The sequence below is a fragment of the Streptomyces deccanensis genome, assembly GCF_022385335.1.
GTDB classification, from domain to species: Bacteria; Actinomycetota; Actinomycetes; order Streptomycetales; family Streptomycetaceae; genus Streptomyces; species Streptomyces deccanensis.
Genome location: NZ_CP092431.1, coordinates 4,224,874 through 4,246,089 on the forward strand (window position 1 = coordinate 4,224,874; position 21,216 = coordinate 4,246,089).

Sequence of the window (21,216 nt, forward strand, 5' to 3'; positions counted from 1 at the left end):
GGCCCACTCCGGCCTCGGCCGCCCCGACCCCGAAACAGGGACCCCTTCATGTTCCGTACCGCCCTGCGCAACGTGCTCTCGCACAAGGCCAGGCTTCTCATGACCGTGCTCGCGGTGATGCTCGGCGTCGCCTTCGTGTCCGGCACGCTGGTCTTCACGAACACCATCTCGGACGCGCTCCAGAAGAGTTCGGCCAAGGGCTTCGACCACGTGGACGTCGCGATCCGGTCGGAGTACCAGCCGGACGAGGGCGACACCGTCGCCGAACAGCCGAAGCTCACCCCGGAGTTGCTGAAGAAGGTCGAGCGGGTGCCCGGCGCCGAGTCGGCGTTCGGTGTGGTGAGCGGGTTCACCGCCCTCGCCGGCAAGGACGGCAAGCTGATCGGCGGCGGCTTCCAGTCGCAGGGCGGGAACTTCTGGGGGACGGACGACCCCCGGTATCCCCTCCAGGACGGCGGCCGCGCGCCCCGGGGCGCGGACGAGATCGCGATCGACTCGGAGACCGCGAAGCGGGCCGGGTACAAGGTGGGCGACACCGTGCGGCTGTCCGTCGACGGCCCGGTCCTCACCCCCACCATCAGCGGGATCTTCACGACGGACGACGGCAATGTCGCCGCCGGCGGCAGCCTCACCCTGTTCGACACGGCGACGGCGCAGAAGCTCTTCCACATGGAGGGCGAGTTCGACACGATCAACGTGACGGCAGCGCCGGGCACCAGCCAGGCCCAGTTGCAGAAGGCCGTCGACAAGGTCCTGCCGAAGGACGCCGCCCACACCACCACCGGTCAGCAGCTCGCGGACGACCAGGCCACGCAGATCGCCGCCCAGATGAGCGGCCTGAAGAACGGGCTGCTGGTCTTCGCCGGGATCGCCCTGTTCGTGGGCACGTTCATCATCGCCAACACCTTCACGATGCTGGTCGCCCAGCGCACCAAGGAACTGGCGCTGCTGCGCGCGGTCGGCGCCTCCCGCCGCCAGGTGACGCGGTCCGTGCTGATCGAGGCGTTCGTGGTGGGCGCGGTCGCCGCCGTCACCGGTCTCGCCGCCGGCGTCGGGATCGGCGCCGGGATGCGGGCCCTGATCGGCTCCCTCGGTGAGACCGTCCCCGCCGGGCCGCTGGTGGTCTCCCCCGGCACGGTCGCCACCGCCCTGCTCGTCGGCGTGCTGATCACGATGCTGGCCGCCTGGCTGCCGGGCCGCCGCGCGGCGAAGATCCCGCCGGTCGCCGCGATGAGCAGCGTGCACGCGAAGGCGACGACCAAGTCGCTCGTCGTACGGAACACGATCGGCGCGCTGTTCTCCGGCGCGGGCGTCGCCACCGTCCTGTACGCCACCACGATGGACGGCTCGGACGGTCAGGCCCCGATGGGCTTCGGCGCGGTCCTGCTGATCATCGGCGTCTTCGTCCTCACCCCGCTCCTCTCCCGCCCCCTGATCGCGGCGGCCGCGCCCCTCATGCGGGTCTTCGGGATCTCCGGCAAGCTCGCCCGGCAGAACTCCGTGCGCAATCCGCGCCGTACCGCCGCGACCGCCTCGGCGCTGATGATCGGTCTGACGCTGATCACCGGCATGACGGTGATGGCGGGCAGCCTGCAGAAGTCCATCGGCAAGATGGCCGCCGACGCGATCAAGGCGGACTACGTCGTCTCGATGGCCAACGGCAACTTCCTCTCCCCGGACGTGGAGAAGAAGCTCGCCGCGACCGAGGGCGTCACCGCCGTCTCGCCGCTGCGCAACGCGGAGTCCCGGATCGGCGACGAGACCGAGTACCTCACGGGCGTCAACGGCGCGGCCATCGCGAAGCTCACCGACTTCCCCCTCGACAGCGGACGGTTCAAGGTCGGCGGCGGCGAGGTCGTGGTGGACGCGGAGACCGCCGAGCGGCGCGGCTGGAAGACCGGTTCGGAGTTCACGGCCGGGTTCGAGGGGGGCCGGAAGCAGAAGCTGACGGTCGCCGGGGTCTACGAGAACAACGAGCTGATCCGGGGCATCCTCCTCGACAACAGGACGCTCGACGCGCGGCTGCCCGCCGAGGTCGACCCGGCCGACATGATGGTCATGGTGAAGACCTCGGCCGGTGCCTCCGACGCCGCCAAGGACCGGCTGGAGAAGGCCCTCGGCGAGAACCCGGCGATCAAGGTCCAGAGCGGACAGGACCTCTCCGACGACATCGCGAAGATGTTCACGCTGATGCTGAACATGCTGTACGGCCTGCTGGCCATGGCCGTGATCGTCGCCGTCCTCGGGGTGATCAACACCCTGGCGATGTCGGTGTTCGAGCGCTCGCAGGAGATCGGCATGCTCCGTGCGATCGGTCTCGACCGGCGGGGCATCAAGCGGATGGTCCGTCTGGAGTCCCTGGTCATCTCCCTCTTCGGCGGAGTCCTCGGCATCGGCCTGGGCGTCTTCTTCGGCTGGGCCGCCGGCGAACTCGTCGCCAGCAGGATGCCGACGTACGAACTGGTCCTCCCCTGGGCCCGGATGGCCGTCTTCCTCCTGCTCGCCGCCACCGTCGGCATCCTGGCCGCGCTGTGGCCGGCCCGGCGCGCGGCGAAGCTGAACATGCTCGCGGCGATCAAGTCGGAGTAGCCGAGGCGGACATACGGACGGGGGCGCGTACATGGCCGTACGCGCCCCCGTCCGGGCGTTCAGGCGCCCCAGGTCCGGGCCCTGAGCGGAAGGCCCGACGCACCCCCTTCCGGCGGCCGTACGGCCAGTACCTGGTTGACGCCGAGGCGGTTGCGTTCGAAGCCGAGGGCGGAGGCGGCCATGTAGAGGCGCCAGACGCGGGCGCGGCCGGGGCCGACCAGGGCGACGGCGTGCGCCCAGCGCGCTTCGAGGTTGGTGACCCAGGCGCGCAGGGTGAGGGCGTAGTGCTCGCGCAGGGACTCCACGTCGCGGACCTCGAACCCGGCGCGTTCGAGCTGGGTGACGGTGGTGCCGATGGGGGCGAGTTCGCCGTCCGGGAAGACGTACGCGTCGATGAAGCCGTCGACGGAGTACGTGCTCTCGTCGCGCTGCGGGCGCCGGGAGATCTGGTGGTTGAGCAGCCGTCCGCCGGGGCCGAGCAGCCGGTACAGGTTCTCGGCGTAGTCCAGATACCGGTCCGCGCCCACGTGTTCGGCCATGCCGACGGAGGAGATCGCGTCGTAGGGCCCGTCGGTGACGTCGCGGTAGTCCTGGACGCGGATCTCGACGCGGTCGGTGAGGCCCTCGTCGGCGACGCGCTTACGGGCGTAGGCGGCCTGCTCCTGGGAGAGGGTGACGCCGACGACGTGGACGCCGTACTCGCGGGCCGCGTGCACGGCCATGGAGCCCCAGCCGCAGCCGACGTCGAGGAGCCGCTGCCCCGGCCCCAGGCCGAGTTTGCGGCAGATGAGATCGAGCTTGTCGTGCTGGGCGGCTTCGAGGGGGGTGGTGCCGTCGGAGGCGGACCAGTAGGCGCAGGAGTACACCATCGACGGGCCGAGGACGGCCTCGTAGAAGTCGTTGCCGACGTCGTAGTGGTGGCTGACGGCTCGTCTGTCGGTGCGTCTGGTGTGCCGGTGGCGGGCGCGGACCTCCTCGCGGGGCGGTTCGGGCGGCAGCAGGACGGCCGGGCCGGCGAGCTTCAGCAGGTCCTTGACGGCCGCCCGTGCGCGCGGGTCGCGCAGGGTGTCGGCGAGGCTCCGGGCGTCCTCGTCCCGCTCCCACACGTGTCCGGCCACGAGGTCCAGTACCGCGTAGAGGTCGCCGTCCACACCGAGGTCACCGGCCACCCAGGCGCGGGCCAGACCCAGCTCGCCCGGCTTCCACAGCAGTCGGCGCAGGGCCCTGCGGTTGCGTACCACGAGGACGGGGGCCTCCGGCGGTCCGGCCGTCGATCCGTCCCAGGCCCGCAGCCGGACCGGGAGCGGGGTCCCCGACAACTGCTCGAACAGGGTCTTCAGCCGCGACGCGGCGTCCTGCATGGCGCACACCTCCGTGACAACAGATCCCGGAATGTCCAACGCCACGGTAATCACCTGCGGGGCTGTGCCGTATTCCCGTGGGGAGGTGTGTTCTTCGGGTGCGGGCGCGTGGGGGCTGGCCGCGCAGTTCCCCGCGCCCCTGAAAAGCCGGGGCTGCGCCCCGTGCTTTTCAGGCCCGCAGGGCCTGTGCTTTTAGGGGCGCGGGGAACTGCGCGGGAAGCCCCACGCACCCGCACCCGCCAACGCACCCCGAACCCCCGAGTTGTCACGCGCACGCCGAAGGGCCCCCCGCACCACGGATGGCGGGAGGCCCTTCAGAGCGAGCGGTCAAGACGTCAGGACGCCTTGGCCTTCTCCTCGGTCTTGGCCGGAGCGGCAGCGACCGGCGCCGGCTTCGCCGCCTCGTAGAACTCCTCGCGCGGAGTCTCGATCGCGCCCAGCGAGACGACCTCGCGCTTGAGGAACATCGCGAGCGTCCAGTCGGCGAAGACGCGGATCTTGCGGTTCCAGGTCGGCATGGCGAGCCCGTGGTAGCCACGGTGCATGTACCACGCCAGGCGACCGCGCAGCTTGATCTTCATCTTGCCCATGACGATCATCGCGACGCCCTTGTGGAGGCCGAGACCCGCCACCGCGCCCTTGTTGGAGTGCGCGTACTCCTTCTGCGGGAAGCCCCGCATGCCGGAGACCACGTTGTCGCCGAGGACCTTGGCCTGACGCAGCGCGTGCTGCGCGTTCGGCGGGCACCAGGCGTTCTCGACGCCGGCCTTGCGGGCGGCGACGTCCGGGACCTGGGCGTTGTCGCCGGCGGCCCAGATGTAGTCGGTGCCGGTGACCTGGAGCGTCGGCGACGCGTCCACGTGGCCGCGGGGGCCGAGCGGCAGGCCGTAGCGGGAGAGGACCGGGTTGGGCTTGACGCCGGCGGTCCAGACGATCGTGTTGGAGTCGACCTCCAGGCCGTTCTTCAGCACGACGTGGCCGTCGACGCAGGAGTCCATGGAGGTGTTGAGGTAGACCTCGACCCCACGGCCCTCCAGGTGCTCCTTGCCGTAGCTGCCGAGCTTCGGGCCGACCTCGGGGAGGATCTTGTCGGCGGCGTCGACGAGCACGAAGCGCATGTCCTCGCGGGACACGTTCTTGTAGTACTTCGCGGCGTCGCGCGCCATGTCCTCGACCTCGCCGATCGTCTCGGCGCCGGCGAAGCCACCGCCCACGAAGACGAAGGTGAGCGCCTTGCGGCGGACGTCCTCGTCGGTCGTGGAGTCGGCCTTGTCGAGCTGTTCGAGGACGTGGTTGCGCAGGCCGATGGCCTCCTCGATGCCCTTCATGCCGATGCCCTGTTCGGCGAGGCCGGGGATCGGGAAGGTGCGGGAGACCGCGCCGAGCGCGATCACCAGGTAGTCGAAGGGCAGCTCGTACGCCTCGCCGACGAGCGGCGCGACGGTGGCGACCTTGCGGTCCTGGTCGATGGTGGTGACCCGACCGGTGAGGACCTCCGCCTTCGGCAGCACGCGTCGCAGCGGGACGACGACGTGCCGGGGGGAGATGCTGCCGGCGGCGGCTTCGGGGAGGAAGGGCTGGTAGGTCATGTACGACCGGGGGTCGACGACCGTGACGGTCGCCTCGCCGTAGCGCATCTTCTTGAGGATGCGCCGAGCTGCGTACAGGCCTACGTACCCACCGCCTACTACGAGGATCCTGGGACGCTCCGTGGTGCTCATGCCATCGAGTATGTACCCGCCATACGGGGGTCGCTCGTGCGCCCCTTCACAAGCTTCCCCACCCCCTCTGCTACACTGCGCGACCCCTTTTCCCGGGCCCTCGCTCCACCAGGGGACCGACCGGGGGGTTTGACCGTTGTCAAGGCCGCGTGAACTGCCGTTCCGGTCTCCCGAGGGCTCTGGACCACCCTTCGGTTTCACACGGACGAGACCCCTGCGAAACCCGCTCGGGGACGCCCTGTTGACCCCCTGGATCCCCGGAACGCTCTGCGGAGCCTCAAAACATCGCTCAACAGGGGCGATTCTCTTGTGAAGAACTTCACGAACTTTCTCGGCGCCGGGTCGACGAGGGGCGCCGGAGCACCCCTCGGACGCGCTCATACGTTATCCGAACAGCTCAAGCGAGGCTACCGGCGAGTAGTAAACAACACCTCACAGGCGCCCGCCGACCGCCGGGAGGATCCCGGCGGCCACCCGCGAGCTACGCCACGGACCAGGCGATGCCGTCCAGAATGTCGTGTTCGCTCACCACGACCTCCGTCGCCCCGATCCGCTCCATGATCGACAGCAGGACGAGGGCGCCCGCCGCGATCACGTCCACCCGGCCGGGATGCATGGAGGGGACGGCCTCCCGCTCCGCGTGCGTCGAGCGCAGCAGCCACTCGGTGATCTCCCGGACCCGGTCGTAGGGGATCCGGGAGTGGTGGATGGCCGCCGAGTCGTACGCGGGCAGGTCCTGGGCGATCGCGGAGATGGTGGTGACCGAACCGGCGAGCCCGACCAGGGTGTGCGCCTCGCGCAGCGGCACGTCCCGCTCGGCGAGGTCGAGGGCCGCCTCGATGTCGGCGCGGATCGCGGCGATCTGCTCCGGGCCGGGCGGGTCGACCACCGCCCCGTCCCGGACGAGGTGCCGCTCGGTCAGCCGTACGCAGCCGATGTCCACGGAGCGGGCGCCGCGCACCTGGTCGTCGCCGACGACGAACTCGGTGGAGCCGCCGCCGATGTCCACGACCAGATAGGGCTTGGTGAGGTCGGTGCGCCCCGTCAGCTCCTTGGTCGCGCCGGTGAAGGAGAACTCGGCCTCGCGGTCGCCGGAGATCACCTCGGGCTCGACGCCGAGGATGTCGAACACCCCGCGCACGAACTCGTCCCGGTTCTCGGCGTCCCGGGAGGCGGAGGTGGCGACGAAACGGATGCGCTCGGCGCCCAGTTCCTTGATGACGGCCGCGTACTCGCGGCAGGCCGCGAAGGTCCGCTCCAGCGCCTCGGGGGCCAGCCGTCCCGTGCGGTCGACTCCCTGGCCGAGCCGGACGATGATCATCCGCCGGTCCAGCTCGACGAGTTCACCGGTGGTCGGGTCGCAGTCGGCGACGAGGAGCCGGATGGAGTTCGTACCGCAGTCGACGGCGGCGACCCGGGTCACTGGTCGTCCCCCTCGGGCAGCGTGACGCACGGGCCCTTCGCCCACCACTCCGGCAGCATCGCGATCGCCTCGTCGCCCAGCGGGTTGACGCCGGGACCGGCGGCCAGCGAGTGGCCGACGAGGACGTGCAGGCACTTCACCCGGTCCGGCATGCCGCCCGCGCTGGGGAAGCCCTCCAGGACCTCGATCTCGTCGCGGCGGGCGATGTAGTCCTCGTGCGCGGCCCGGTAGGCGGCGGCCAGTTCGGGGTCGTTCGCCAGCCGCTCCGTCATCTCCTTCATCACGCCGTTCGCCTCCAGCGTGCCGATCGCGGAGGCCGCGCGCGGGCACGTCAGGTAGTACGTCGTGGGGAAGGGCGTCCCGTCCGGCAGGCGCGGCGCCGTCTCGACGACGTCCGGCTGTCCGCAGGGGCAGCGGTGCGCGATGGCGCGCAGACCGCGCGGCGGACGGCCGAGCTGCTGCTGGAAGGCCTCGACGTCGGCGTCGGTCGGCTCGGTGCGCGGGGTGGGCGGCGGAGGGGTCTGCATAACCTGCTACTCAAGTCCTCGGTGTGGCTCATCGGTTGACGGTCACGAAGGTGGCCGTTCAGCTGTCGGCGGCGTCGGCCTTGTCGACCCCGTCCCAGACGTTGGTGTACCAGGGGCGGTCGGCCGCTCCTTGGGTCGTACGGGACTGCTTCGCCGCGTCCGGGTCGATCATCGTGTAACCGGTCTCGCCCGGCATCACATAGTGCAGCCGCTCGCGGATGCGCTGCTCGGCGTACGCGTCGTCCTGCCAGCGCGCCTTGAGGTCGCGCAACTCCTCGACCCGCTCGCGCGCCTCTTCGCGCTGCCGCTGCATGTCGGCGATCTCGGCGCGCTGGGAGACGTACTGCCTTATGGGATAGGCGAGCGCCACGATCATCGAGCAGAGGACGAGGGCGAGCAGCGCGGCCCGGCCGGTCAGTCGGGAGCGGCGGGCCTGGCGCTTGGTCTGGGAGCGGTAGACCCGGGCGGCCGTCTGCTCACCGAGCACCTTCAGCCGCGTCGCGGTGGAGAAACGGTCCCGGTCCCGGTCCTTCACGGCCATGTCCCGCTTCCCCTTCCGCTTCTGCCTTCTCCCGCGCGCACGCGCGTACGTCCCCGCACACGGTACGGGACCGGTACGGGGACGTACGTACGACTGGCTAAGCCTTAACCCTGTACGGGTCAGCCCTTGAAGCGGGGGAAGGCCGAGCGGCCGGCGTAGACCGCGGCGTCGTCGAGGATCTCCTCGATGCGCAGCAGCTGGTTGTACTTGGCGACGCGGTCCGAGCGGGCCGGGGCGCCGGTCTTGATCTGGCCGCAGTTCACGGCGACGGCGAGGTCGGCGATGGTGACGTCCTCGGTCTCGCCGGAGCGGTGGGACATCATGCACTTGAAGCCGTTGCGCTGGGCCAGCTCGACGGCGTCCAGGGTCTCGGTCAGCGAACCGATCTGGTTGACCTTGACCAGCAGGGCGTTGGCGGAGCCCTCCTCGATGCCGCGGGCGAGGCGCTCGGGGTTGGTGACGAAGAGGTCGTCGCCGACGATCTGGACCTTGTCGCCCAGCTTCGTGGTGATGGTGTTCCAGCCGGCCCAGTCGTCCTCGAACAGCGGGTCCTCGATGGAGACGAGCGGGTACGCCTCGACGAGGTCGGCGTAGTACTCGGTCATCTCGGCGGCGGAGCGCTCCTTGCCCTCGAAGACGTACACGCCGTCCTTGTAGAACTCGGAGGCGGCGACGTCGAGCGCCAGGGCGATCTGCTCGCCGGGGGTGTAACCGGCCTCCTTGATGGCCTCGATGATGAGGTCGAGGGCGGCGCGGTTGGACTCCAGGTTCGGGGCGAAGCCGCCCTCGTCGCCGAGGCCGGTGGACAGGCCCTTGGTCTTCAGCACCTTCTTGAGGGTGTGGTAGACCTCGGCGCCCCAGCGCAGGGCCTCGGAGAAGGACTCCGCGCCGATGGGGGCGATCATGAACTCCTGGATGTCCACGTTGGAGTCGGCGTGCGAGCCGCCGTTCAGGATGTTCATCATCGGAACGGGCAGCAGGTGCGCGTTCGGGCCGCCCAGGTAACGGAAGAGCGGGAGGTCGCTGGCCTCGGAGGCGGCGTGGGCGACGGCGAGGGAGACGCCGAGGATGGCGTTGGCGCCGAGGGAGCCCTTGTTGTCGGTGGCGTCCAGGTCGAACATCGCCTGGTCGATGAGGCGCTGCTCGGTGGCGTCGTAACCGACGAGCTCCGGGCCGATCTGCTCGATCACGGCGAGGACGGCCTTCTCGACGCCCTTGCCGAGGTAGCGGTTCGGGTCGCCGTCACGAAGCTCGATGGCCTCGAAGGCACCGGTGGAGGCGCCGGACGGAACGGCGGCACGACCCGTGCTGCCGTCGTCGAGGCCGACCTCGACCTCGACGGTGGGGTTGCCTCGCGAGTCGAGGATTTCCCGGGCTACGACGACGTCGATGGACGGCACGAGCATCTCCTTCATGGAATGTGACGCGGAAGTGCGGGGCCCGCGGGCCTTGCGACTAGAGCCTAACCGCCCCGGGCTCGTCGGCAGCCGACCGACCGTCCCGTGGACAGAGAGACCGTACCTATTGTTCCAGCTCGGAACAAAGGGGGGTGGGCCGGAAAGTGAACAGAAGGAGGGGGCGGACATGAAAAAGCCCCGCCCCGGTGCGTACGGGGGAATGCGCACCGAGGCGGGGAGCTCGCGAGAGACGGGGGGACGGCCCTCACGAGGTCTTCACTATGGAGGACACGGATGTGAGCGGGCTGTGGTTCAGCTGGGAAGCGGCCCGAATTTCTCGGCCCAGCCGAACCCGCCCCGCCTGCCCGGCCGTGGGGGCGGCCGTGGGGGCGGCAGGCGTGCGGTGGCCGTCGCCTCCGCCAGGGGGTCAGCTCAGGTGGAGCTGCTGGCCCGGGTAGATGAAGTCGGCGTCGTCGATGATGTCCTTGTTCAGCTCGAAGAGCTTCTCCCAGCCACCCTTGACGTTCTTCTTCTCGGCGATGGCGCTGAGGGTGTCGCCGGTGACGACCTTGTACTCGCCGTCGCCCTTCTTGACCTTCTTGCCGGTTGGGGTCTCGACGGTGGCGCGCTCGGAGGAGCGGGAGGCGCGGGTGTCCTCGGTGCTCTTCTTGGTGCTCTCCTGCGTGTTCTGCTGCGAGGAGCCGGAGTTCGAGGAGCCGGAGGAGGCGGCGGCACCGTTGTACGCGGCACCGGACAGGCCCTTGCCGCAGACCGGCCAGGCACCCTTGCCCTGGCCCGCGAGGACCTTCTCGGCGATCTCGATCTGCTGCGCCTTGGTGGCCTGGTCGGCGGTGGAGGCGTACTTCGTGCCGCCGTACCCGGCCCAGGTGGAGGCCGAGAACTGCAGACCGCCGTAGTAGCCGTTGCCGGTGTTGATGGACCAGTTGCCGCCGGACTCGCACTGGGCGACGGCGTCCCACTCGGAGGCGGTGGCGGCGGAGGCGCTGCCGGCGGCCATCAGCGGGGCGGCGACGGCGGCGGCGCCGGTGACGCCGGCGACGGCGATGGCGCGGGCGGCCTTGGACGGACGACGGTGCTTGCCCTTGCTGGAAAACAGCATGGAGAGATCCCCTCACCGACGCCTGCGAGGTGAGCTGTCGGGTTCGGGCCGGTTGAGTTGCCCGGCCGCGCTCGTGCGCCTCTCGGCCCACTTCGCGCGGCTTCACCCCGAGCCGGTTCCGGACGTGCGCCCCCGAAGGGCCGCAACCACCGGACCCGGCACTTACCTTGGGTCCCCCGCTCCTGCCTACGGCGCTTGACGCGACGACTGTTCCTTGCGGCCGTTGGCAGGATTCGGCGTACCGACCGCAGGGGCCCGCTGTGGCGAGCGGTCACGACCGTAAACACGTGATTGCCCGGATTTCAAAGACGATCAGGGGGTCTGTGATTCATCTCCCACCTAGATCAAAACGGGCATTAAGGGGCGAACAGTGACCCGAACTGTCGCTACTTTTCGCCCGTTTCGGCACCGACTTCGAGGGTCTGACCGGGAAGGATAAGGTCCGGGTCAGTTCCGACCGTGCCCTCGTTCTCGGAGTAGAGCTTGCGCCACCCGCCGTCCAGGTCGAGCGAGTTCGCGATCCGCGTCAGGCTGTCGCCCGCGCGGACGGTGTAGGCGCCGTCGACACCCTCGCGCGCCGCGTCGCCGCCACGGGAGGCGTGACGGCCGGAGGGGGTGGAGTCGGCGCGGGAGTCGTCGGCCGCGTCCGTGTCGGCCTCCGTGCCCGCGGCGGGGCTCTCGTCGGCGCTGGCGCCGCGGTGACGACCGGTGCCGGCTTCGCTCTCGTCGGCCGAAGAGTCGTCACTCTGCGACGAATCGTCCGACTTGGGTGACTTCGTGGCCTCGGAGCTCGTCGAGCCGTCCGAGTCGCCCGAGCCACCCGTGTCGCCCGAGTCGGCGTCGGCGCCCGAGCCGGTCTTGGCCTTGGTGGACCCGTCGAAGGCGTCGGAGGTCGAGCCGCCGGGCGCGCTGGAGTCGTCCGAGTCGCCGGACTTGGCCGAATCGGCCCCGTCGGTCGAAGCGGAGGAATCCGACGAACCGGATGAATCGGATGAGCTGGACGAGCCGGATGCACTGCCCGACTTCGTCGAGTCGTCCGCGACGCCCGTGTCCACGTCGGCGGAACCGGAGTCGCCGCCGAGGTTGTGGAGCAGGCCGCAGGTGGACCAGACGCCGACGCCCTGGTCCGCGAGCACCTTCTCAGCGACGGCTATCTGCTGCGAACGGCTGGCCTGGTCGGCGGTCGCGGCGTAGTCGAGGCCGCCGTACTTCTCCCAGTTCGCCTGGGTGAGCTGGAGGCCGCCGTAGCGTCCGTTCCCGGTGTCCGCGCTCCAGGAGCCACCGCTCTCGCACTCCGCCACCTGGTCCCAGGTGGTTCCGCTGGCCGCGCTCGCGCCGGTGGCGCCGAGCAGGGGGATCGCGATGGCCGAGCCGGTCACTCCGGCCGCGACCAGGAGGGCGGGTGCCTGACGGGGGCGACGGTGACGACCGTTCCCGGAGAGCATGCGGTTGCCTTTCACACGACAGCAGTGACCGTACGAAGGGTGTGGGGTGACCCCTTCGTACTGACGTGTGAACGTAGCCGGAGTCGATCAGTTGTCACAAGTTAATGCAGCGCAGATCACGTGAAGATCACAGACTTGAGGGAGTGTCATTTTCCGTCGCGGAATGCGGTAGTGCTACGGGCTGCCCGGGTACTACTACGTACCGCTCACGAGCCGCCTCACGAAATGCTCTCGGACCGCCCCTGCGGGGTGAATTGCACCGGAAGCGTGCGCAATCCGCGCATGATGAGCCCTCCTCGCCATCGCAAGTCGGCCGGCTCCGCAGCGAGTCGGAGGTCGGGGAGGCGGGTGAGGAGCGTCGCCAGCGCGGTCTGGCCTTCGAGGCGGGCGAGGGGGGCGCCGAGGCAGTAGTGGATGCCGTGGCCGTAGCCGAGGTGCTGGTTGTCACGGCGGGAGAGGTCGAGGGTGTCGGGGTCCTCGAAGCGGGCGGGGTCGCGGTCGGCGGCCGCGAGGACGACGAGGACGGGGTCGCCCTGGGCGATGTCCTGTCCGCCGATGGTGAGGGGGCGGGTCGCGAACCGCCAGGTGGCCAGCTCGACGGGGCCGTCGTAGCGCAGGAGTTCCTCGACGCCGGTTTCGAGCAGCGCGGTCTCCCCCGCTGCCAGGGAGGCCTGGAGGCGGGTGCGCTGGTCGGGGTGGGTGAGCAGGGCGTAGGTGCCGTTGCCGATGAGGTTGACGGTCGTCTCGAAGCCGGCGAAGAGCAGGATGAACGCCATGGCCGCGGCCTCGTTCTCGGTGAGGTGCTCGCCGTGGTCGGAGGCACGGATGAGGCCGGAGATGAGGTCCTCGCCGGGGGCGGGGTGCTCGGTGAGGCCTTCACGCTTCCTGTGGATGAGGTCGGCGAGGTAACCGCGCATCTTCTTCACCGACCGCGCGACGCCGCCCCTCGGGCCGCCGCCGTGCCGGATCATCATGCCTGCCCAGTCCTGGAAGTCGTCCTGGTCCTCGCGGGGGACGCCGAGGAGGTCGCAGATCGCGTAGATGGGGAGCGGGAAGGCGAAGTCGTGGATGAGATCGGCCTCGCCCGTCTCCGCGAAGCGGTCGATGAGCTGATCGGTCAACTCCTGCACCCGGGGGGCGAACTCGGCGACCCGGCGGGGTGTGAACGCCTTCGAGACGAGACGGCGCAGCCGCGTGTGGTCCGGCGGATCGATGTTGAGCAGATGGGTCATCAACTCGGCCTTGCGCTCACCGGGGATGCCGGTCTTGCCCTTGGCGTGGGCGGGCTCGTCGTGGTGCGCGGGGTTCTTCGACAGGCGCGCGTCGGCGAGGGCCTGCTTGGCGTCGGTGTAGCGGGTGACCAGCCAGGCCTCCACCCCACTGGGCAGCCGCGTCCGGTGCACCGGGGCGTGCTCCCGGAGCCAGGCGTACGCCGGGTACGGATCGGTGGCGAACTCCCAGGTGAAGAGGGAGGGCGCGGGGCTGCTGAGGGACGAGGGATGGTCGGTCACCCGTCGACGGTAGCGGGCCGCCCGACGACCGCCGTCGCGGCCCGGCCTCCCTCGCGCCAGCTCCGACCACCGTCGCGGCCCGGCCTCCCTCGCACCAGGTCGGGGGTTCTCCCGCTGCGCGGCATGTCAGCGCTCGTCCAGGCCCTCCGCGGCTCGGATCGCGTCGCGGTAGGCGCGGGACGCCGCTCTCAGGGCCGCCTCGGGATCGACGCCCTCGGCCTCGGCGCGGGCGGCAAGGGTGAGGAGTTCGTAGCCGATGTCGTGGCCCTGGGGTATCGGGACGGACAGGCCGGCCGTGCGGACGCGGGAGGAGAGTTTGGCGGCCAGGGCGAGGCCGGGCTGGCCCAGGGGGACGCCGTCGGTCACGGACTCCCGGCGTTTCTCTATCGCCTTCGTGCGCAGCCAGTGCGCCTTGACCTCCTCCGGGGTGGTGGCCGTGGCGTCGCCGAAGACGTGGGGGTGGCGGTGGATGAGCTTGGTGATGATGCCGGCGGCGACGTCGTCGATGGAGAAGGGGGTGTCCGGGTCGTCCTCGGCGATGCGGGCGTGGAAGACGACCTGGAGGAGGACGTCGCCCAGTTCCTCGCGGAGTTCGTCGCGGTCGCCCTCCTCGATGGCCTCGACGAGTTCGTACGCCTCCTCGATGCCGTACTTGGCGAGGCCCTTGTGGGTCTGCTGCGAGGACCAGGGGCACTCGGCGCGGATGCGGTCCATGACCTGGACGAGGTCGAGGAGGCGGGCGCCGGGGAGATCGTACGAGGCGGGGAGCAGCTCCAGGGACGGCATCCGCAGGCGGCCCGAGCCGGCGAGGCGGGCGAGGCCGTCGGTGAGGCGGGGTTCGCCCTCGGCCGTGGCCACCACGACCACCGTGCGGTCGCCGGCGCAGGCGTCGACCAGTTCCTCGGCGGTCGGGGTCGCCCGCTCGACCGTGACGCCGGCCTCGCGCAGATAGGGGAGCTGAGGGTGCGCCTCGTCCGCGCACAGGACACGGTCCGCCCCGTGCAGTGCCTGCCAGGCGGGCCAGGACAGCAGGCCGGGCGCGACGCGGTGGCTGGTGGTCAGCAGGACGACCCGGCCGGGGTCGGAGGACGACGTCTCGGGGGCCGTGGGGACGGGGTCGCCGTCGGGGCGGTGTGCGTTCACCCCACGAACGTAACCCACGTCACCGACGACCCCGGAAGTTATCCACAGGCTGCGGAGAGGACGGGTGGCCGCCCGTCACGCAGGCTGCGGAGAGGCAGGTCGGCCCGCCCGTCACGCAGGCTGCTGCGACCCCGTCCCCGTGACCTCCTTCAGCCAAGGCGTCTTGGCCTCCAGCAGGCCCACGCGGCCGGAGGCCTTGTCGACGCCCCAGCTGCCGTAGCGGGGGTTGAGGTCGACGTCGAGTTTCCGGGAGGCGTCCGAGAGGGCCTTCCAGAAGATCGCGCCACCCTCCTGGCTGTTCAGGTCGGCGCCGAGGGCGGTGGCGAGTTTCTGGACCTCGACATCGCTGCGGAGGCTGTCCTCCAGCTGCTCGGGGGCGACGCTGTAGCGCTGCAGATAGGCCGTTTCGAGGGCCTCGGCGCCGCCGGCGTCCGACTCCAGGCTGGAACGGTACTGCTGGACCTCCTTGCGGGAGACCGTCACGCCCGCGTCCTCCAGCGCCCGGTCGAGGACCTTCTCCAGGACCATGCCGTTCAGGGTGTTGCGGGTGAGGGCGCTGCTCTGGGCGACGGCCTGCTGGTACTGGCTCTCGTCCGTGCTGGCGGCGCGCTGGGCGGCGCGCACCTCGTTCACCCGGCTCTCCAGCTGCGCGACGGTGATCCGGTCGTCGCCGACGACGGCCGCCGCGCCGGGATGGGCGTCGCCCCCGCAGGCGGTGAGGAGCGGGGCCGCGGCGGTGAGCGCGGCGGTGAGGAGGAGCGCGGTGCGACGGCGGCGGTGCAAGTTGGCCTCCCGAGGAGATTGTGCGGCGGTGCACAAAGTCTTGCGGTGATCGATGGTAGGCAGTGGCCCTGCTCTCGGCCAGCCATTCGACCAACGATTCACGCCGACTTCCGGCACCGCCTCGTGCCCGTCCGGCTCAGCCCCGTACCTGGCCCAGCCACTGCAACGTGCGCCGGACCTCGTTCGCCAGCGGGTGGCCCGGTCCCCGTAGCCGTTCCACGTCGAGCAGAAGACGGCCGAGGGTCTCGTGGGCGGCGCCGCGGTCGCCGAGGGCGAGGAGCAGGTGGCCTATGCGGCGGCGGACGTCGAGGGAGAGCTCGGGGTCGCCGCCGACGTACTGGTTCTCGTAGTACGGCAGGAGCGAGCGGTACTCGGCGAGGGCCGCGGCCGGTTCGCCGAGTTGTTCGAGGCACTGGGCGGAGTCGTAGCGGTAGCGCAGGGCCTGCGTGTCGGCCTGGCCGGCCTCGGCGGCGCGCTCGTCGGCGAGGCGGCGCAGCTCGGGCAGGGCGCGGCGGTACTGGCCGTCGTCCATGAGGGTGGCCGCGTACTGCTTGCGGAGGGTGCGGACGACGGGTGAGTGCTCGCCGTGCTGGGCGGCGGCGGCCGGGAGGATCGCGCCGAGGATGTCGACGGCCTGGGTGATCCGGCCCTCGCCGAGGAGCCGCTTGACCTCGTCGACGGCGCCGGCGACGTCAGGCTTGTCGGCGGCGGGCGCGGGGTCGGGGGCGGCGGACGGCTGCGGCGCGGGGATGCGGGCGCGGTCCGGCCACGGGGCGTGCGGGCGCAGGAAGGGGCGCGTGGGGTCGAGCGGGGAGCCGGTGGGCATCCCGCGCGCGGGGAGCAGCGGGAGGAGCTGTTCGTAGGTCTCCTGCGCGGAGGACGGGCGGTGCTGCGGGTCCTTGGAGAGCAGCCGCAGGACCAGGGCCTCCAGGTTCTCGGGGACCTCGGGGCGCAGTCGGCGGACCGGGACCGGCGGTTCGTAGAGGTGGCGGTGCAGCACGCCGAGGGCTGTCGAGCCGGTGAACGGGACGTTCCCGCTGAGCAGTTCGTGCATCAGCACACCGAGGGCGTACAGGTCGGTGTACGGGCCGACCGCGCCGCCCATGGCCTGCTCGGGGGCCATGTAGGCGGGGCTGCCGATGGGTGAGCCGGTGTGGGTGAGGCGGGTGGTGTCGGTGTCCATGACGGAGGCGACGCCGAGGTCGAGCACGGTGACCGTGCCGTCCTGCTTGACCATCACGTTCCGCGGCTTGAGGTCGCGGTGGATGATCGGTACCGCGTGCACGGCGGAGAGCACGGCGCACAGCTGGGCGGCGACCGAGACGGTCCACTGCCAGGGGTAGGGGTCGTGCTCGGCGAGGTGGTCGGCGAGGTCGGCCCCGTCGACGTACTGCATGACGAGGAAGAGTTCCTCGCCCTCGCTGCCCGCGTCGTGGACGGTCACCAGGCCGGGGTGGTCGACCTGGGCGGTGACGCGGCACTCCCGCACGAAGCGGCGGCGCAGTTCGTCGGCCTCCTGGCCCGCGACCTTGTCCGGGCGCAGCAGTTTGACCGCCACCCGCCGGTCGAGGCGCTGGTCGTAGGCGGTCCACACCTGGCCCATGCCGCCCTGTCCGATGAGCGTGGACAGTTCGTAGCGGCCGGTGATCAGGCGTCCGGTCCCCGGCCCCTGGGTCACCGGTCTCCCTCGTGGTTGCGGAGATAGTCACTGAGCTCGTCCAGCTCGGCGCGGACCTGGTCGATACGCGCCGGGCCGGGACGCTGCGGCTCCGGGGCCTGCTGGTGCGGCGGCGGGGGCTGCTGCACGGGCGGCTGCGGGACCGGCGGAGTGGGGGTGTTGGAGGTGTACGGCTGGGGGACCTGGACCGGCGGGTAGCTGTAGCCGGACGGCTGGGTGCTGTAGCCGGACGGCTGGGTGCTGTAGCCGGACGGCTGGGTGCCGTACCCGGTCTGCCCCGAGTACAGCGTGGTCTGGGCGTACGGCGACGCCTGGACCGTCCGGGCGCGGCTGAAGTGGCGTATGTCCGCGTACAGGTAGTACGCGACGATGGCCGCGAGTCCGCCGAGGAGCAGACCCATGCCGACGTCACCGCGCCAGGTGGTGAACTCCTCCTCGCCCGGGTCGGTGCCGATGATGTAGAGCGTCACGATGATGTGGATGATCGCCAGGGCGAACAGGCACCAGTCGCGGGGCCTGCGGGTCACCGAGGCGAGCCGCAGCAGGCAGGCCCAGGCGAGCAGACCGCAGCTCATGACGGCGACCACCACGAAGATCACACGGAGTGTGACCTGGCCCCCCTGCTCGGGGCCGGGGGGCGGTGTCGGCGCGTAGCCGTGGCCTTGCATGGCTGCTCCTGAGGGCCTGGTGAGAGCGGATGTGCGATGTCGTCCCGAGGGTATCGGTCGACCACGACATGAGGTCCAGGGTTGTGGACAACCGTTGTAGTACCGCAGTGCTGGTCATGTGCCGTACCGCGTGCTGGTCATGTGCGGTACCGCAGTGCTGGTCACGCCGTCGCGGGCGGAGTGGTTCCGTCCGCTGGGCGTGAGGGCGGGGAGCGTGGGGCGAGTTGGCGGTTCCCGAGCCGCCGTCCGGCGGCTCAGTCCGGGGCGACCGTGCCGTCCGTGAGGCCGTCGTACATGCCGCGCACCAGGCGTTCGCCGAGGCGGCCGGCCCGGCGGAGGGCGTCCTCGAACGCGGCGAGGGCGCGGAAGCGTTCGCCGTAGCGGCGCTGCTGGTCCAGGGGCAGGCGGGGCAGTTGGAGGCGGCGGACGTCGAGCCGGGTCGCGGTGGAGGCGTAGCTGCTGGCCTGGCGGCTGTTGGCGGTGGAGCGCAGGAAGCCGGCGACGAACCAGGCGTCGAGGGCGGCCGCGTCGGGGCGCAGCAGGGTGAGGTTGCGGCCGAGGGCGGCGCCCGCGGTCTCCTCGTCGATCACCCGTGCGACCCCTCCGCCGCCGAGGACGGGGACGACGACGTCGCCTGGCACCACGAGCACGGGGGGCTCGCCCCCGGTCTCGGGGAGCGTGCCCGAGGGTGCGGTGCCGGCCAGGACGTCGTGGTCGGTGAGCACGCGCGCGTGGGGGCCGTTCCCGCCGGTGCGCAGTACCAGGGCTCCCCCGCGCGCGAGTTCGCCGACCGTGGTGAGCGGCCAGCGCGCGGTCCGGGCCTCCTCGGCGAGCGGGGGCGTGAGGTCTGCGGTCAACCGGAGGGTCTCGCCGAGGCGTTCGCGCACGGCGGCCAGTTCCTCGGTGCCGCCGCCGGCGGCCGGGGGCGGCAGATGCCGGGCGGGGGCCAGGTCCACGTCGTCGTCGAGCAGGTCGATGACCGGCAGCGCGCGGCTGAGCCCCGGCCGGTGCGTCGTCTCGCCCGAGCGGTCGAAGGGCCGCCAGGCGTCGAGCACGGCGGTGCGCACGGCCGCCCAGTCGAACCCGCTCCGCCCCTCGGGCACGAGCCGCCCGGTGTCGACGAGCAGCAACCGCTGCGGCACGGCAGCCCTGCCGGGCCTGCGCAGCACCCACAGGTGCAGCGGGATGTTGTACGGGGGTGCCGCGCCGACCGGCAGGGCGATCACGGCGCGCAGGGCGCCCCGGCGCAGCAGGTCGGCGCGGATCCGGCGCCCCGAGCGGCGGCTCGCGGCGGCGGGCGGCATCAGCAGCACGGCGGTGCCGCCGTCCTCCAGGCGGGCCAGCGCGTGCTGCACCCAGGCGAGTTCGGACTCCGTGCGGGCCGGGAAGCCGTACTCCCAGCGCGGGTCGTAGGCGAGTTCGTCGTGGCCCCAGTTGCGCTCGTTGAACGGCGGGTGGCACAGGACGGCCTCGGCCCTGAGGTGCTCGTACGCGTCCGCGCGGAGGCTGTCCCCCGGGGCGGTGCGCACGGTGCTCCCGGTGCGCAGGGCGAGGCGGAGCGCGGTGAGGGCGGCCAGTTCGCCGGCGCTGTCCTGGCCGTACAGCTCCTGGTCGGGGCGGGCGGCGGCGCGCAGGAGGGCGCCGGTGCCGCAGGCCGGGTCGAGCACGGACCGCGCGGGCCCGGCGAGTTCGGCCATCAGCTCGGCGAGCTCGCCCGGAGTGAGCGTGTACTGGCGGGGGTTGGCGTCGAGGTGCCGGGCGAGCAGGAACTCGAAGGTCTGCCGTGCGCCGAGATCGGCCGCGAGTTCGGTGGCGCCGCGCAGCAGCGGGACCGAGGGCAGGAGTTGGGCGGGCCGCGGCGCGGACACGGCGGGCTCGCGGCCCGGGCCGAAGCGCGGGGCGAGGACCTCCCCGAGCGCCCCGGACAGCGTGCGGGCCAGTTCCCCGTCGTCGGGGACAGCGCTCAACTCCAGCCAGGCCAGGGGTCGTTCGTGGAGCAGGAGCAGGGCGCAGCCGGTGTGCACCAGAGCGGCGACGGGGCCCTCCGGGTGGCCGGTGACCTGCTGCCAGACGCGCTCCTTCAGGGGTACCTCGGCGAGCTTGCCCTGGTCGCGCAGCCATGCCTCGACCTCGCCGAGCGCGAAGGCCGGGCTGGTCTCGGTGCCGCCGACCGGTTTGGGGAAGTCGGCGTGCCGTCGGCGCCAGTTGCTGACGGCGGCACGACCCACCCCGGCGAGCCGCGCGATGTCCGCGGCCGTGACCTCTGTCCCGTTCCCCTGCACGCGCCCGGCTCCCCTCGTACCTGGTGGTGTGACGTCGAGCATACCGACGGACGCAAGATCTACCCCTTCACGCCGTGTACGCACAAGGATCCGTGAACCGTGTTGACTCGGTTCACAAGCTCTGCTGTCATTGACCCATCGAACGACGGGCCGCCCGAACCGGATGGCCACACGTCGGCCGCGTCGTGCACCGACGCACGCCGATCAGCACCACTCATCGATTCCCAGGGGGAACACCCATGCGTCGCACCGCTCTCGCCGCTCTCTGCATCGCCGCCGCGGCCACCTTCTCCCTCACCGGCTGCCTGCCCGGCGAGGACAAGGCCGACGGCCCCTTCCCGGGCCTGACCGGCGGTGAGATCGCCGACAAGGCCGTGAAGGCGACCTCGGACGCCGAATCGCTCCGGATGAAGGGCGAGATCCAGGACGACGCCGCCGGCGGCACGGTCCAGATGGACATGGCGATGAACAAGAAGGGCGACTGCGCCGGCACCATGAGCATGGGCGGCGAGGGCCAGGCCGAGCTGATCAAGGTCGGCGACACCCTCTACATGAAGTACGACGAGGCCTTCCTGCGCGCCCAGTCGAAGGACTCCTCGAAGGAGGAGGCCGACATGGTCGTCGACATGCTCGCCGGCAAGTGGACCAAGACGTCCGCGAAGTCCGCGGACTCCAAGGACATCGCGAGCTTCTGCGACCTCGACACCGTCCTCGCCGACTTCGACGACGTGAACTCCGACGCCACGCGCGGCAAGACCGCCGAGGTCGACGGCACGCCCGCGATCACCCTCAAGGAGAAGGACGGCAAGGACAGCTACACCCTGTACGTCGCCACCGAGGGCAAGCCGTACCTGCTGCGGGTCGTCAGCAAGTCCGCCAAGGAGCCCGGCGACCTCGTCTTCACCGACTTCGACAAGCCGGTGCCGGCCGAGGCCCCCAAGGGCAAGGTCATCGACCTCGACAAGGACTTCAGCTGACCCGCCCCGCCGTCTAGGGCCCTTCTGATGGATCTCCGCGGGAGAAGGAG

The 21,216-nt window shown here is 71.2% G+C and carries 16 protein-coding genes and 1 riboswitch; of the genes, 2 read left to right on the forward strand and 14 right to left on the reverse strand.

Annotation, left to right across the window (positions count from 1 at the left end; translation table 11 throughout):
- Positions 1-48 precede the first annotated feature (48 nt).
- Positions 49-2,589, forward strand: a complete 2,541-nt coding sequence (locus L3078_RS18775) for an ABC transporter permease (RefSeq protein WP_239755022.1) — start codon at positions 49-51, stop codon at positions 2,587-2,589.
- Positions 2,590-2,648: 59 nt separating this feature from the next.
- On the opposite strand, the gene L3078_RS18780 is transcribed toward L3078_RS18775, so the two are convergent.
- The 14 genes from L3078_RS18780 to L3078_RS18845 form a co-directional block, all read right to left on the reverse strand.
- Positions 2,649-3,950, reverse strand: coding sequence for a class I SAM-dependent methyltransferase (locus tag L3078_RS18780; protein ID WP_239755023.1), 1,302 nt, complete (start codon positions 3,948-3,950; stop codon positions 2,649-2,651).
- Between the two features lie 335 nt (positions 3,951-4,285).
- Complete coding sequence (locus L3078_RS18785; RefSeq protein WP_239755024.1) at positions 4,286-5,671, reverse strand: NAD(P)/FAD-dependent oxidoreductase; 1,386 nt, start codon at positions 5,669-5,671, stop codon at positions 4,286-4,288.
- 481 nt (positions 5,672-6,152) lie between these two features.
- Positions 6,153-7,094 (reverse strand): Ppx/GppA phosphatase family protein, encoded by a 942-nt coding sequence (locus L3078_RS18790; protein ID WP_239755025.1) that lies wholly within the window; start codon positions 7,092-7,094, stop codon positions 6,153-6,155.
- Positions 7,091-7,621 carry a DUF501 domain-containing protein gene (locus L3078_RS18795; RefSeq protein ID WP_239755027.1) on the reverse strand — a complete coding sequence of 177 codons (531 nt, stop codon included), beginning with the start codon at positions 7,619-7,621 and terminating at the stop codon, positions 7,091-7,093. The genes L3078_RS18790 and L3078_RS18795 overlap by 4 nt, the downstream gene beginning before the upstream one ends.
- A 58-nt stretch (positions 7,622-7,679) precedes the next feature.
- Positions 7,680-8,162: an FtsB family cell division protein gene (locus tag L3078_RS18800; protein WP_033524878.1), complete on the reverse strand. Its 483-nt coding sequence runs from the start codon at positions 8,160-8,162 to the stop codon at positions 7,680-7,682.
- 119 nt (positions 8,163-8,281) lie between these two features.
- Positions 8,282-9,562: a phosphopyruvate hydratase gene (gene eno / locus L3078_RS18805; RefSeq protein ID WP_239755028.1), complete on the reverse strand. Its 1,281-nt coding sequence runs from the start codon at positions 9,560-9,562 to the stop codon at positions 8,282-8,284.
- 424 nt (positions 9,563-9,986) lie between these two features.
- A complete protein-coding gene (locus L3078_RS18810; protein WP_239755029.1) occupies positions 9,987-10,679 on the reverse strand; it encodes a transglycosylase family protein in 693 nt (230 codons plus the stop codon).
- Positions 10,680-10,683: 4 nt separating this feature from the next.
- A riboswitch (cyclic di-AMP (ydaO/yuaA leader) is annotated at positions 10,684-10,883 on the reverse strand.
- A 182-nt stretch (positions 10,884-11,065) separates the two neighbouring features.
- Positions 11,066-12,124, reverse strand: coding sequence for a LysM peptidoglycan-binding domain-containing protein (locus L3078_RS18815; RefSeq protein ID WP_239755030.1), 1,059 nt, complete (start codon positions 12,122-12,124; stop codon positions 11,066-11,068).
- A gap of 218 nt (positions 12,125-12,342) precedes the next feature.
- Entirely contained in the window at positions 12,343-13,635 is a 1,293-nt protein-coding gene (locus tag L3078_RS18820; protein WP_239755031.1) for a cytochrome P450 family protein, read from the reverse strand.
- Positions 13,636-13,761: 126 nt separating this feature from the next.
- Positions 13,762-14,778 carry a nucleoside triphosphate pyrophosphohydrolase gene (locus L3078_RS18825; protein WP_239755032.1) on the reverse strand — a complete coding sequence of 339 codons (1,017 nt, stop codon included), beginning with the start codon at positions 14,776-14,778 and terminating at the stop codon, positions 13,762-13,764.
- 111 nt (positions 14,779-14,889) lie between these two features.
- Positions 14,890-15,561, reverse strand: a complete 672-nt coding sequence (locus tag L3078_RS18830) for a SurA N-terminal domain-containing protein (protein ID WP_239755033.1) — start codon at positions 15,559-15,561, stop codon at positions 14,890-14,892.
- Between the two features lie 136 nt (positions 15,562-15,697).
- Positions 15,698-17,191, reverse strand: a complete 1,494-nt coding sequence (locus L3078_RS18835) for a serine/threonine-protein kinase (protein WP_275593224.1) — start codon at positions 17,189-17,191, stop codon at positions 15,698-15,700.
- 44 nt (positions 17,192-17,235) lie between these two features.
- Positions 17,236-17,907, reverse strand: a complete 672-nt coding sequence (locus L3078_RS18840) for a hypothetical protein (protein ID WP_239755034.1) — start codon at positions 17,905-17,907, stop codon at positions 17,236-17,238.
- Between the two features lie 254 nt (positions 17,908-18,161).
- Positions 18,162-20,189, reverse strand: a complete 2,028-nt coding sequence (locus L3078_RS18845) for an N-6 DNA methylase (RefSeq protein ID WP_239755039.1) — start codon at positions 20,187-20,189, stop codon at positions 18,162-18,164.
- A 239-nt stretch (positions 20,190-20,428) separates the two neighbouring features.
- Between L3078_RS18845 and L3078_RS18850 the strand changes: the two genes are divergently transcribed.
- On the forward strand, positions 20,429-21,166 hold the full coding sequence (locus L3078_RS18850; protein ID WP_239755041.1) for a hypothetical protein: 738 nt from the start codon (positions 20,429-20,431) through the stop codon (positions 21,164-21,166).
- Positions 21,167-21,216: the final 50 nt, after the last annotated feature.